At 59.7% G+C, this 12,739-nt stretch carries 17 protein-coding genes and 1 pseudogene; 9 read left to right on the forward strand and 9 right to left on the reverse strand.

Annotated features, from left to right (window positions below; translation table 11 throughout):
- Both HCU64_RS24895 and HCU64_RS24900 read right to left on the reverse strand, forming a co-directional pair.
- Positions 1–281 (reverse strand): CsbD family protein (locus HCU64_RS24895; RefSeq protein WP_233387165.1); only part of this gene is annotated, 281 nt, incomplete at its 3' end.
- A gap of 86 nt (positions 282–367) precedes the next feature.
- Positions 368–646 carry a DUF2934 domain-containing protein gene (locus HCU64_RS24900; protein ID WP_233387167.1) on the reverse strand — a complete coding sequence of 93 codons (279 nt, stop codon included), beginning with the start codon at positions 644–646 and terminating at the stop codon, positions 368–370.
- Between the two features lie 103 nt (positions 647–749).
- Here HCU64_RS24900 and HCU64_RS24905 point away from each other — a divergent pair, with 103 nt between their 5' ends.
- Entirely contained in the window at positions 750–935 is a 186-nt protein-coding gene (locus HCU64_RS24905) for a hypothetical protein (RefSeq protein WP_233387169.1), read from the forward strand.
- A 273-nt stretch (positions 936–1,208) separates the two neighbouring features.
- Here the strand turns inward: HCU64_RS24905 and HCU64_RS24910 are convergent, their stop codons facing one another.
- On the reverse strand, positions 1,209–1,379 hold the full coding sequence (locus tag HCU64_RS24910; RefSeq protein WP_233387170.1) for a manganese catalase family protein: 171 nt from the start codon (positions 1,377–1,379) through the stop codon (positions 1,209–1,211).
- 753 nt (positions 1,380–2,132) lie between these two features.
- Between HCU64_RS24910 and HCU64_RS24915 the strand changes: the two genes are divergently transcribed.
- Positions 2,133–2,363: a hypothetical protein gene (locus HCU64_RS24915; protein WP_233387172.1), complete on the forward strand. Its 231-nt coding sequence runs from the start codon at positions 2,133–2,135 to the stop codon at positions 2,361–2,363.
- Between the two features lie 315 nt (positions 2,364–2,678).
- Entirely contained in the window at positions 2,679–2,909 is a 231-nt protein-coding gene (locus HCU64_RS25690; RefSeq protein ID WP_442786013.1) for a DUF6894 family protein, read from the forward strand.
- A gap of 15 nt (positions 2,910–2,924) precedes the next feature.
- Here HCU64_RS25690 and HCU64_RS24920 read toward each other — a convergent pair whose 3' ends face one another.
- Positions 2,925–3,719, reverse strand: a complete 795-nt coding sequence (locus HCU64_RS24920) for a Crp/Fnr family transcriptional regulator (protein WP_233387174.1) — start codon at positions 3,717–3,719, stop codon at positions 2,925–2,927.
- A gap of 115 nt (positions 3,720–3,834) precedes the next feature.
- Between HCU64_RS24920 and HCU64_RS24925 the strand changes: the two genes are divergently transcribed.
- Positions 3,835–4,599, forward strand: coding sequence for a Crp/Fnr family transcriptional regulator (locus HCU64_RS24925; RefSeq protein WP_233387176.1), 765 nt, complete (start codon positions 3,835–3,837; stop codon positions 4,597–4,599).
- Positions 4,600–4,601: 2 nt separating this feature from the next.
- Positions 4,602–4,874 carry a hypothetical protein gene (locus tag HCU64_RS24930; RefSeq protein WP_233387178.1) on the forward strand — a complete coding sequence of 91 codons (273 nt, stop codon included), beginning with the start codon at positions 4,602–4,604 and terminating at the stop codon, positions 4,872–4,874.
- A gap of 48 nt (positions 4,875–4,922) precedes the next feature.
- Here HCU64_RS24930 and HCU64_RS24935 read toward each other — a convergent pair whose 3' ends face one another.
- The 3 genes and pseudogenes from HCU64_RS24935 to HCU64_RS24940 form a co-directional block, all read right to left on the reverse strand.
- On the reverse strand, positions 4,923–5,516 hold the full coding sequence (locus tag HCU64_RS24935; RefSeq protein ID WP_325170026.1) for a transglutaminase-like domain-containing protein: 594 nt from the start codon (positions 5,514–5,516) through the stop codon (positions 4,923–4,925).
- Positions 5,517–5,549: 33 nt separating this feature from the next.
- Positions 5,550–5,723 (reverse strand): annotated as a pseudogene (locus HCU64_RS25515) (transglutaminase N-terminal domain-containing protein); the annotation flags it as partial.
- 273 nt (positions 5,724–5,996) lie between these two features.
- Positions 5,997–6,170 carry a hypothetical protein gene (locus HCU64_RS24940; protein ID WP_233387180.1) on the reverse strand — a complete coding sequence of 58 codons (174 nt, stop codon included), beginning with the start codon at positions 6,168–6,170 and terminating at the stop codon, positions 5,997–5,999.
- Positions 6,171–6,614: 444 nt separating this feature from the next.
- On the opposite strand from HCU64_RS24940, the gene HCU64_RS24945 reads away from it, so the two are divergent.
- Complete coding sequence (locus HCU64_RS24945) at positions 6,615–6,875, forward strand: DUF6894 family protein (protein ID WP_233387182.1); 261 nt, start codon at positions 6,615–6,617, stop codon at positions 6,873–6,875.
- Positions 6,876–7,543: 668 nt separating this feature from the next.
- Positions 7,544–8,674 carry a molybdopterin-dependent oxidoreductase gene (locus HCU64_RS24950; protein WP_233387184.1) on the forward strand — a complete coding sequence of 377 codons (1,131 nt, stop codon included), beginning with the start codon at positions 7,544–7,546 and terminating at the stop codon, positions 8,672–8,674.
- 376 nt (positions 8,675–9,050) lie between these two features.
- On the opposite strand, the gene HCU64_RS24955 is transcribed toward HCU64_RS24950, so the two are convergent.
- On the reverse strand, positions 9,051–9,413 hold the full coding sequence (locus HCU64_RS24955; protein ID WP_233387186.1) for a hypothetical protein: 363 nt from the start codon (positions 9,411–9,413) through the stop codon (positions 9,051–9,053).
- Between HCU64_RS24955 and HCU64_RS24960 the strand changes: the two genes are divergently transcribed.
- Both HCU64_RS24960 and HCU64_RS24965 read left to right on the forward strand, forming a co-directional pair.
- On the forward strand, positions 9,393–10,214 hold the full coding sequence (locus tag HCU64_RS24960) for an alpha/beta fold hydrolase (RefSeq protein WP_233387188.1): 822 nt from the start codon (positions 9,393–9,395) through the stop codon (positions 10,212–10,214). The genes HCU64_RS24955 and HCU64_RS24960 overlap by 21 nt on opposite strands.
- A gap of 32 nt (positions 10,215–10,246) precedes the next feature.
- A complete protein-coding gene (locus HCU64_RS24965) occupies positions 10,247–11,359 on the forward strand; it encodes an alkene reductase (protein ID WP_233387190.1) in 1,113 nt (370 codons plus the stop codon).
- Between the two features lie 342 nt (positions 11,360–11,701).
- Here HCU64_RS24965 and HCU64_RS24970 read toward each other — a convergent pair.
- On the reverse strand, positions 11,702–12,739 hold a 1,038-nt coding region (locus HCU64_RS24970), incomplete at its 5' end, for an oxalate decarboxylase family bicupin (protein WP_233387192.1).

A 12,739-nucleotide genomic window follows, 5' to 3' on the forward strand; every position in this document is an offset into this window, starting at 1 on the left:
ACGAGCAGCGAAGTGTGGGGCCATTTGACGGATTGCTCATGGCCCTCCTTCAGGTAGCGCTTACCCGTCCGATAGCCTTCCTCGGCGTAGTCAGCGACATCGTCCGCACCCTTCCGAAGCCTGACCTTGGCTTGGCCGTAGTCACGCTCGGCTCGGGCCGCCTTCTGGCTGACGAGCCCTTCGACCGCGTCCCGTGTCGAGCCGGACAATTCGCCGACCTCGCTCTGGACCTTTCCGCCTAACTCCTTGACGGCTCCCGTCACTCTGTCCGTGTCGATCATCTGTTTTTCCTTGATAGCCAGATCTGGTCGGCGTAAGTCTTGGACGCGGTCCATGAGACGTGCCCCTTTACGCTCAACCCAATGCATCACGGCTTGTTGCGCGGTGCGTCGCCAGAGGCGGCTACAGCGTCGTCGCTGGCCCGTTCACCTTCAGGCAGCTGGCCACGCTTTTCCAGTTCGGCGCGCAGCTCGCGTTCGGCTACAAGCCAGAACTGCATGTCGAGCCCCTCGGGCCGATGGTTGCGTTCCCAAAGCTCGTAGGCGCGCTCCCGGATTCGCTCGCGAGTAATCGCCTGCCGCGTAGTCGCTATTTCCCTGGCCTCCCTCGATCTGATGCGCCCAACCAGCAAGGCTGGGGCCGGCATCTAGCCCGTCTAAGGCCCGAAACATTCCATGAAAGCTTTGGTTAACGGTCGCGTCGAGCGCCAGCGACCAATCGAGGGCGCGCGTCATCGGAGGACAGTGATCATGAGCATCGAAGGCAAAGCCAAGGAAGCGGCCGGGTTCGTCAAGGAGGAACTTCACGAGCACGGCAAATCCCCTGAGAGCAAGGAAAAGGCTCAGGAAGGGCGCGATCTCCGAAATGAAGGTCGGCTTGAGGACGGTAAGGCCCCGAAGACCACCACGCCCGGATCGGGTCATCCCGAGAAATAAAGCTGCGAAAAGGGGCGTCAGGCGGGCGCTACGGCGCCGGCCATCGTCCGTCTTTCCCCATACAGTCCAAGCCCTTCGGCAACGTATGCTTTTATCTGACCTGATCCCGAAAGCAGCCATGGTGCTTTCGGCCAAATCAAACTGGCCGTTCCGCACCCAACCCGGACTTCCATCTGATTAAATTTGGCGCCGGAAACTGGACGTTCCACGATCGCTCGTCAAGCAAGCGACGAGAATATTCCGCGAAAATTTTCAATATTGAGCTATGAACGGTCATTGCTTTTCTTTGTCTCGGAAATCGAAGCTCTGAAAAACATGATCTCTGAGAGTGTAAATTTCGTCGATTTTACCACAAAGCAATTTCTGTAACGCCGCGACCTCATCAGGCTCTGGCTTAATTGCCTTTTGCAGCTCGATTAGCAGCTGATCGATCCGCATGAACATGCGGATGCCCTCCGCGAGGGAGGCTCTCCCGCGGCTCACCTTTCAAGATACGAAATGTTCCTCGAAATCGCAGACATACAAACTGATCGAGCTGAACCGACAGCTAGTCACGAAATTATCCGACGAAAATCAAAATATTTTTCCAGAAGCGATCTTATGATGGAGAAACGCAAAAAGACACATTTAAATTTCAGCCTGGAGGGATGATCATTTCATCCTACCGCGTTGCCTCGCTTTATTGAACGATTCCGTTTCAAACTTTGCCCTAGGGCTGAGGCTTTGCAGGGCGCTATCCGAAATCTCGAATTCGGAGTCGTTTCCTATGATGCCAAACGCTTATGCTGATCGTGAGTGGATTGCGATACTTGTTTGCTTTTTGCTCATTTCGGAGTTTGCGTTTCTGCTTACAGGTGCACTTTTGCTTGATTGAGCCTTGATGTATCGCGCCGCCCGCATCCTCATTGAAGCCCTCAACAAAACTGTTGCGGCGGATGAAGACGCAGCAGACGCCTTGTATGAAGCATGTCAGGAGATAGCCGGATGCGGGGTCGCAGACGAAGCCAAAGCGACTCTTCAACTCTCACGTATGCATCGTATTAGAGCGATCCATTTGCGCTCTCAGATCGCTTTAATTCGGCTTAAGGCAGCGCTTCACTTTAGGCAAAACAAATTAGATCCCCCATTTTAATTCGGGACAATCAATATAAACTTCACGGAAAAGCTAATCGCTTCAAGTGTTGTGAAGGAGGATCGATGAAATACCATATGGAGATCTGCAAAATTGGTGAAAGCGGGGCGAAGCTTGGTGTAGTATGCCACTTTTCTTCATCAACGGTCGAAGAAGCCATTGATGTCGCACGGTCAAAAATCAGTGATGCAGCTGCCTTCAAATCTGTACTCAATGTCGAAATATTCGATAGTGAAAAACGACTCATTATGTCGTATACAAGCCCTCGTTCAGCAGAGAATTTAATATTACAATGATATATATTTGAAGTAATAGTAAATCATGGCGCGGTCTGGATAGGGGTTTGCATCAACGTCTATGGCCGCTTCCTGGCAATCATCAGGGCGTTTCCTCCCCAGACTTCGCCTTGCGGTCTAAATCGATCGCAAAGCGATGTTTTTGGGCGGTCCACAGTCTCACGCAAAGGGGCGAGTGCCACTTAAATATGCGACCGATAGGAAACATATGTTGTATGTCGGGAATCTGACCGAGGGTATGGATTCGTTATTCGGCTTGATCCGTAGGCAGCCGCGCAGGGCAAAATCGACGCCCGCTCCCGCTCGGAGAGGCCCCTGCCGCGGTTCTATTTCGACATCCATGATGGTGTCGAGATCCAAGACATTTGCGGGCTCAACTTGCCGTCCCTGGACGATGCTAAGCGTGAGGCGTTGAGGCGCGCGGCTGCTATCACTAATGATCCGGATAACCTGCGCGAACACAGCGCTGTCGTCGTCACGGTGAGGGATGGCCCTCGTTCGGTGCTCGCGACAGTTCGGTTGGTCCACCAGATCGAAACGACCTAGGTAGCTGAAGCTAGCTCATTCGTGGCTGGCCAGTCCGGTGATCAAGCTCTGGTACTCTGCCTCAGGCGGCCCGTAGGAGCCCCCTGCCATCGCCAGCAATGCGCCGTGATCGCGGATCGTGATGCTACCGCGCTTAGATGCGATAATGCCGGCCCGTTCGAGGTTGGCAATTGCCGAGGTAAGGCCCGGCCGGTTCACGCCGAGCATCACTGAAAGAAAACGATGCGTCGTCGGCAATTCATCGCCCATGACACGATCGTGGCACATGAGAAGCCAGCGAGCGAGCCGTTGGTCGAGCTTGTAGCGGCCATTCGCCAGGGCCGTGCAGGCGACCTGTGTGCTGAACGTCTGCACATAGCGCAGCAACGTGCTTTGCAGTCTCGCACTTTGCCGCATTGCGTCGCGGAGTGTGTCTGCTCGCAGTGACCACGCCCAGCCAGCGGCCTGGACCCGCGCCTCGTTCGAGGCACGGTCGGCGTCCAGCAAGATCGGTGTTCCGACCAATCCCTCTCGGCCTACCAGACCGATCTCGATCCTTTCGTCGTCCGATGCCTGGACGATGCAGGATACAATGCCCTGTTCGACGAAGTAGACTTGCGTGATCGGCGTTCCGGCCGCGATTAGCACGTTGCCGACCGAGAGCAGAACGCTTTGCATGTGCGGCTGCAGCAAGCCGAAGTCGCCCTCAGCCAGGGCTCGCAACAGCCCATTCTCGCAAGCGTTCTGTATGGGTTGGTACACAGACCCGTCCTGTTCAGGGGCGGGAGTGAGCAGGAACCCACAGTCGCCTGCGCCCGAACGCGTCAGCAAGCGATGATTGTCCTTATGACCTAGCAGAGATTGTTACAAACATTTCCATCATATGATCGCGCGAGTGTCGGTTTTCCGACCTAAGTACGTCGTGTCTCAGGCATGAGTTTGTACGATGCAGGATGCGCTGATCCGGAAATTGGAGAGCTATGAAGCTCTCAGTAAGCAGGACCACAAGGTTCTTACAGCGCTTGTCCCAAAACTCCGGCACGTTGGTCCTCGGGTCGATCTCATCAGCGAAGGTGACCCTCCTGAACACGTCCACCTCATCCTCGACGGCTTTGCCTGTCGCTATAAGATCTTGCCCAGCGGCCAGCGCCAGATCATGGCCTTCCTGGTGCCAGGCGACTTTTGTGACCTGAACGTCTTCATCCTCGATGAAATGGACCATTGCATCGGCACGATTTCGGCGTGCCAGGTCGCTGACATCCCGCGGCATGCTTTCGATGTCATAACAGAAAGTCATCCGCACATCACACGCGCCCTTTGGTGGTGCGCGCTCGTCGATGAAGCTGTTTTACGTGAGTGGTTGGTCAACATCGGCGGCCGCCAAGCCAATCAACGTATTGCCCACCTGCTCTGTGAGTTACTGATGCGCCTTCAGGCAGTCGGCTGCGCCAGCGATAATACCTATCCTTTTCCCTTCAAGCAGTCCGACATCGCCGATTGCATGGGTCTGTCGGAAGTCCACGTGAACCGTACCCTGAGAGAACTGCGCTCGCTTGGGCTCATCACACTGAAGAAACGCAGTCTCACGATCCATGATGTTGAAGCTTTGAAAGCGTTCTCCGGCTTCACGGCGAATTATCTGCACCTCAAGAACGGCCGCTGGAGCGAGCGCCGATCTGTGCCATGGCTTGTCCAGGCACAGGGCGGGTGAGCATGACCAAGCGTCACAACGTCGAGACGTTGGTGGTGCTGCAACCGATTGCCGTCGACACCGACAGTTCCGATCGCGAGGGTATGCTGGTTATCGCCAACGGCATGTTGGTGGCAGTGCTTGTGCAATTGAACGACCCTGAGGAAACAAGACCCGGCAGCTGGTTCATGGAAGCCGGCTTCGGTCGGCTTCGCGACATGCGACTTCAGCCTTTCGACACCCTGGACGATGCTACGCGCTGGGTACGACAGCAGATGAAACTCTTAGCGGGATAGTAGCGCATCGTCTCCCGAATGGGTCGGACCACCGATAGCAGCTCGGCCTCAGACTTCCACACTGACCTCGACGGCCATGGTCAGGAAGGCATCGGATGGTCCGGCGAAGCTTCCGCTCACTGGAATGGCCCTGCGGATGTCGCGTGCGACGGCAACCGGGATTAAGTTAGCGCCCCCGACGCTGCGGTTGGTCGGATCGAAGGTGACCCAGCCCGCCCCCGGAAGGTAGCCCTCGGCCCGCGCATGGGTGGAGCCGCTGTCGGCCGAACCAAGGAGCGTCCGCGTCGGATCGTGAAGATAGCCCGATACGATGCGGGCGCCGAAGCCGAGGCTGCGGACCGCCTCGACGAGCAGCGTCGCCAAGTCCCGGCAGGATCCCGTGCGGAGCACCAGCGTTCGTCCGGGCGATTGCGTGCCCTCGTCCTCGCGGGCTTGGTAGAGGATGGCGTCGCCAATGCCGGCGTTGATGTCCTTGAGCAAGGACAGGGTGTCCGTCGGATAGCCTGCGACGAAGCCCTGCGCCCAAGCCCGCAGGCCATCGCCTTCCGCATACTGCGGCACTGTCAACGACCCCAGGTCCGTCCAGTCGTCGTCGGAATACCCGAACGGGAACGCGATGGCGGAGGCCGCGATGTCGAACACGGGATAGGCGGCAGCCGAGAGTTCGATGCTGGATAGCGCGTCGATGACCAGCGCATCGGAGGCCGCCCCGAAGCTCGCGGTCGCGACGGCGTTGCCGAACACGTCGTTCGCCCAGTCGACCTTTGCGTTTGGCGATAAGGCGACCTCGAACGACAGGAGCCGCAGCTCCCGTGTCTCCCGCGGCCGGAGCATCAGGGGGTGCGGCCCAACGCTTACGAGCCGTCTCTACCGATAGGTCGTCCTGTGGTGGATGCGCAGCCGTACCAATGACGTCTCCGATAGCTGATCGAACCAAGCACCGAAGCGAAGGCAGTACCAGATGGAACGTCCTTCCGTTGCGGACGGGCACATCGCCGATCCGTGCGCGATGATGTCGTTAGCCGACGGGTCCGTCACGGCTGCCGGCTTTCGGGACCGTCAGGACCCCGTGGTCTCGGACCTGCCGGTGAGCCGGTTTCCTCAAGGCTCCCCGGAGCCGGGCTAGAACAAGGGGGCGCCCCGCGTCTCCAGAAGACGCTTCCGCTCGATGCCGAGGTCGATGAGTGCCATTTCGAGTATGGTCCGGAGCCGGTGGGGCGTGCGGTCATCCATCCTCTTGTAGAAGTCTTCGATCTTGCCGGCCAGTTCGTCGAGGTTTCGGATTGTTTCGTCCATGCGCCTTGTCCGTGAAACGGTTCAGCGCGAGGCAGCCGGATGTGAGGCCGATGCAAAGTGCTTAGCGTCGATTGATGCCAATAATCCTGCATAGCACGATTATTGGCGGCGCGCCCAATGGCAACGAGGCTCAGCGCTTCGTGCATATCGCTCGGCATTTTGGCGATCGCTGATTGCACGTCCAAGACTCCGCGCTCTTCTTCTAACCTTTTTTATCTTAGTCGCCAACGATCCGGGCTGATCCTCTCAATCAGCCCGGTCTAAAAACAGCCGGTCAGGTCACCCTAGTACCTGCGCGTCGCGTCTATCTGCGACAATGCCGAAGCCTCGGATCAATTGCGCGCAATCGATCGAGGTGATAGGCCGAGCTATTGCTGGCTACGACCTCGGGCGTCCGCAACTGAGAGACGCTGTGTGCTCCCGCCTTGCAGCCGGAGCAGTGTGATGACGCGCTACTTTTTCGACGTTCATGATGGCTTCCACGTCGTCGATCACGTGGGCCAAGAGATGCCCGACATCGCTGCCGCCAAGGAAACGGCCATGCGCAGAGCGATTGCGTATGTGGCTGAGCCAAAAATGCTAAGAGCAGATGGTGGGACGCTCGTCGTCGTCATCCGCACCGACGCGGATAGCGTCACCGCCACGTTGAGGCTCGCTTTCAGCATCGCAGACGGCGGAAAAGCATTACCGTCAGGGCAACGCTGAGAATCGTCCGGAGACGATCAGGCGTCCGGTGATCCATCCGCTTGCAGAAATCCTCGATCTTGCCGGCTAACCCGCCGAGTTTTCGGATTGTTTCGTCCAAATGCGCCGTCCAAAAAACGGTGCAGCGCAAGACAGTCGGATATGAGGCCGATGCGAAGAGCTTAGCGTCGATTGATAACAATAATCGTGCAAAGCAAGATTATTGTCTGCGCGCCTTTCCTGCGGGTAGAACCGCCCGCAATCTCAAGACGAGCCCATCAAGACCATCCCCGTCCAAAATACGCATCCGTATTAATCGATCTGGCGCAAGTATGTCCGCTTCTCATCGTCTTGTGTAAGAAAGTATTCGGTCCAGTTTCGGCCATCTACTGCCGAATTCCGAACGTCTGCTTGTTTCATCTGCGGCCCGAAAGAAGCCTAGCAGATTCCCACCCAACCAAGTCATTGGTCCTGGCCGCAGTGCGCCAGAAGCCGACATCAGCCCGCTGCCCGGAACCGGACCTTCGGCTTTGCGCCCAAACTAGCCACCCGGACCAGCACCGGCGCTTATCCAGAGCAGCCGATTGTCGGCCGTCCGGCAGCTTCGCCGTGGTAGTCCCTGGGCTGGCGATTGAGCTTTACCGCCGTCGGCGCGTTCACTCCGTGTCCTCACCCAGACGGGAGCCTCGATGTCGAGCCTATCCGAGCGAAAGGCTCGCCTGATCGTCCACGGCAATCAGCCCTACAATGCCGAACCGCCTCTGGGTCGACTGCGCGTCTCCTACCGGACTTCGGCGGAGAACTTCTATGTCCGCTCGCACGGCGATCTTCCGGACCTCGACGTAGAAGCCTGGCGCATCACCATTGATGGCGGAGCTGGTGTCAGGCTGGAACTTTCGCTGCACGACCTGCAGACCCGTTTCCCGGAAGCTGTGGTCACGGCAACAATGCAATGTGCGGGCAATCGTCGCGCCGACATGTGCGCGGTTGCCCCGGTATCGGGCGATCCGTGGGATGCCGGTGCTATCGCTACGGCCGCTTGGACCGGAGTCCGGCTCAGAGATATCCTGCGCGAGGCGGGTGTTTCGGATGGTGCGGATCTCCACGTGGCCTTCGAGAGCCATGACATGGTGGAAGGACGCCCGTACGGAGCATCGATCCCACTCCGCAAGGCAATGGCGCCCGAAACCTTGCTCGCCTACGCCATGAACGGCGAGCCCCTGCTCCCCGAGCACGGCTACCCGGTCCGCGCGGTCGTGCCCGGTTTCGCCGGCGTTCGCAGTCCGAAATGGCTCCGGCGCCTCACCGTGCAGGACCACCCGTCCGACAACCCAATTCAGGCCGAGGATTACAAGCTGTTCCCGCCCGGCGTGACCGCCGAGACGGCGGACCCGACCAAGGGGCATACCATCGACACGATGCCGCTCAACGCCGCGATCTGTGATCCCGAACGCGGAGCCACCCTTAAGGCCGGACGGAACCGGGTTCGTGGCTACGCAGTGAGTGGAGACAGAGCCATCGTGCGCGTCGACGTTTCCGGGAACGGCGGCCGGTCCTGGACGCAGGCTGATCTGGAGCACGAACTGGATGCGCCATTCGCTTGGACCTTCTGGAGCGTGGAACTATATCTGGCTCCAGGCGACCATGAGCTCGCTGTTCGCGCTTGGGATATGGCCGGCCAGACGCAACCCGCGCTGCCGAACGACACCTGGAACCACAAAGGTTACCTTTGCACGTGTTGGCACCGGGTGCGGATCAGTGTGATCGATCAGAATATGAGTAGCTTGATCCCCGCTTCGACTGGCCCAGGCGGCCCGTGAACGGACGGGTTCGCGGCATCCGCTCTGTAACGCGTCCGCCGCGAGGGAGCGGACCGGCAAAGATCCAAGCAACTCAGCCGCTCTGCTTCCGAACTCAAACTTGTGGCCCGGACCAGCACCGGCGCTTATCCGGAGCAGCCGTTCGTCAGCCCGCCGGCAACTTCAATTCGGGATGGCTAGCGGAAGTTGGCTCAACGTCTACAAGCGGACCTTCGGCTTAGCGCCCATGGCCGTCTCTCGACGAACGCTGTCGGCACCACCAAGGCGGATATTGATAAAATAACTCGGCCTGCCGCAATGAAGCGAGCAATCCAACCAGGTTTCGTCCTAGAACTTCGATGCCGGCAAACGCCTTTGCCGCCGAGGGGACCATTCCTCATCCAAACTCCTGGATTGAGAACAGGTGCGCTCTGTTAGCCACCAGCCCGATATCGACGGATCGATCCCACCGTTCGGGTATTGAGGCGGATCGCTGGAAACAGACACGACCGATCAGCAAAGCGCGCTTCGGCGAATCGAAGCGCAAGCTCGACTTGTAGCGCTCGACAGCGATCGAAGCCGCTTCGAGAAACTCTTCGAGACGATTGATGACGGTTTCTCGGTTGTTGAACGCGTCATTGATTGCAGCGCGCTCCGCTCGCGGAGGCTTCACCCCGGGGAACCAACGCGGGCCGGAGCCTGTCTCCGGAGAGAAGATCGTTCGAACGGAGATATCACCATGCCTTTCATTGCGGCCCATGACGGCACCCAGCTCTTTTTCAAGGATTGGGGAAGCGGTCGGCCTGTGGTGCTGATCCACGGCTGGCCGCTGGATGCGGACATGTGGGAGTTCCAGCAGCTGGCGCTCACCGAGGCGGGCCTGCGCACCGTCGCCTACGACCGCCGCGGCTTTGGACGTTCGGATCAGACCTGGGGCGGCTACGATTACGACACCCTCGCAGACGACCTGAAGTCTGTGCTCGACGCCCTCGATCTGCAGGACGTGGCATTGGTCGGATTCTCGATGGGCGGCGGCGAAATCGCCCGTTACATGAGCCGTCACGGCGGCGCCCGGGTGACCCGAACGGTGCTCGTCTCGGCGGTGACGCCTTACATGCTCAAGGCCGCCGACAACCCAAAGGGCGTTGACGCATCGGTGTTCGACGGCATGATCGCCGGGCTGAAGAACGACCGTCCGAACTTCATGGCGACCTTCTCCAAGACCTTCTTCGGGGTCGGGATGCTCTCGTCTCCGGTCTCGTCCGAACTGATCCAGTGGACCGGCAACCTCGCGATGCTCGCCTCGTCGAAGGCGACGATCGCCAGCGTGACAGCCTTCGGCGAGACCGATTTCCGCGCCGACATGAGCGCGTTTCACGTGCCGACCCTCGTCATTCACGGCGATGCCGACCAGACCGTACCGATCGACGTGTCGGGCAAGGCCACAGCCGCCTCGATCCCCGATGCCGAACTTGTCATCTACGGAGGCGCGCCGCACGCCGTGCCGTTCACCCATGCCGAGCGGCTGAACAGGGATCTCATCACCTTCCTGAAGGGCTGACCCGCTTTCCGCTCACCACGATTCGAGGTACCATGACAACGAGCCCGATCCTCCAGCCCGTCACGATCGGTGACCTGGAACTCAAGAACCGCATTGTAATGGCGCCGCTGACGCGCAGCCGCTCTTCGACGCAGGGCGTGCCACCGGATTTCGCCCAGGATTATTACGGCCAACGCTCGAATGCCGGCCTGATCATCTCGGAGGCGACCAACATCTCGCGTCAGGCCGTCGGTTACGCCTACACCCCCGGCATCTGGACCGAAGCGCAGGTCGAAAGCTGGCAGAAGATCACATCGACGGTCCACGCCAACGATGGCCGGATCTTCCTGCAACTCTGGCATACCGGCCGCATCTCGCACCCGGACGTTCAGCCTGACGGTCAGCTCCCGGTCTCGGCCTCGGCGATCAAACCGACGGGCAGCGCTTTCACCGAAGGCGGCATGAAGGAGCACGTCACGCCGCGCGCGCTCGAGACCGACGAGATCCCCGGTATCGTCGAGGATTATCGCCGCGCCGCCGAGAACGCCAAGCGCGCCGGCTTCGACGGCGTCGAGATTCATTCCGCCAACAACTACCTGCTGGAGCAGTTCGTCCGCGATTCCACCAACAAGCGCACCGATCGGTACGGCGGCTCGATCGAGAACCGCCTGCGCTTCCCGCTAGCGGTGGTTGAGGCCGTCACCGAGGCCTGGGGCGGCGGTAACCGCGTCGGCATCCGCCTGTCGCCCGCCACCACGCAACCTGGGGAGACCCCGCTCGATTCGACAACGCACGAGACCTTCGGCGCCTATGTCGACGCGCTCAACGCCTACGGTCTGGTATACATCCACACGATCGAAGGCGTGACCCAGCAGACGCGCGACGTGCCGGACGGCGTCGACTTCCTTGACCTGCGTCGCCGGTTCGAGGGCGCCTATATCGGCAACAACCAGAATACCCTGGATCTCGCTGAGAAGGAACTGGCCGAGGGCCGCGCCGATCTGTTTAGCTTCGGCCGGCCTTACCTCGCGAACCCCGACCTAGTCGGGCGGCTGGCGAGCGGGGCACCATTAGCCGAGGCGCCCAAGCAATATTGGTACGGCGGCGGTGCGAACGGCTACTCCGACTGGCCAGGCATGGACGGGCCGGTGCCGGTACGGCGCTGAATGCCCTTTGGAGATCAGACCGTCGCCGACCGTAACCGACTCGATCTCCATTATCTGGTGAGCATCGCGCCGGAAGTCGAAGAACACCCTCGATGCCGACGTCGAGGGGCCTTCATAACACCGAGCCGGATCGCGCCCAAAACTGTCGTTCGAGTTGGTTCCACGACCGCCTCGAAGCGGACGTAAGCGCTGCAACTGAGAAGGTTAGATATCTCCAAGTCCGTCTTCGAACGCCATTTTTAACAAGCGGACATTCGGCAGGAGCGAGCCGTCAAGAGCAGCGTCGCCCGGATACGTGGCCGTGCAGCCTATCAGCACGGCCTCAGATTGATCCTCGATCCACTACGCCGGCACGACTAGGTTCTTGCGCGTCGGCAGCCCGTCGATGTTGGCACGCTCCAGCTTCGTGTGCGCTTGCACGAGGGCATGCGGAGTCAGGGCCATCCACTGCGCCAGTGAGAGATCGGCGTAGTTTGGACTGCGGAACATCTCGAGAAAGGTCAGCTTCTCGCTGCCGGTATTCTCGATGTAGTGACCCATGGCGAACGGAACGTAACCAACATCCCCAGCTTGGTAATCGAAAGTGCGTGCCTTCGACTCCGATCCGAACACCGTCATCCGGCCCTTGCCCGAGAGGTAGTATTGCCACTCGTCGCCGTTCGGATGCCAGTGCATCTCCCGCAAGGCCCCGGGTTCGAGCTCGACGAGGGCGGCGGCAATCGTCTTCGAGGCTTTGAACAAAGACGAGTCGGTGATGCGCACCGTACCGCCCTTGGTTCGAATGGGATCCTGTGCGGTCATGCGGTGGACGAACGGGTTTGGCACGGGACCGGCGCTTTCCAATCTGTCGCCGGCCAGCGTGCCGGGTTTCGGCGCGGGGAAAATGTACAGTTCCTTCTCGGGAATGTTGGCGAAGGCGCTCTCGGGAAGGCCGAAGTTCTTGGCGAGCACATCCCTGGGGGTGTGCGCGAGCCAATCGGTGATCAAGAAGGTGGAATCCTCGGAGAAGGCGCCGTCATCGAAGACGAGGAGGAACTCGCAGCCGTCGACCTCGCTCTCCAGCCCCTGGATCGAGTGCGGAATGCCGGAAGGGAAATACCAAAGGTCGCCTTCGCCCAGATCGTCGGCGAAGGTGCGACCGTCCTGATCGATCGCGGTGACCCGCGCCTTGCCCTTCAGCATGTAGGCCCACTCGGCTTCCTTGTGCCAATGCATCTCCCGGACGGCATTGGCCTTGAGCCGCATGTTGACGCCAGCCATGGCCTTGGAGATCGGCAGTTCGCGGATGGTGGTTTGACGAGCCCAGCCGCCCTCTTCGAGCCGCATATGGCTGTCGGCGAACGACCATTTCAGGTTCGGCAGAGTCCCGTGATCGGTCTT

Origin of the sequence: Methylobacterium sp. C25 (genome assembly GCF_021352225.1) — a bacterium.
Classification (GTDB): domain Bacteria; phylum Pseudomonadota; class Alphaproteobacteria; order Rhizobiales; family Beijerinckiaceae; genus Methylobacterium.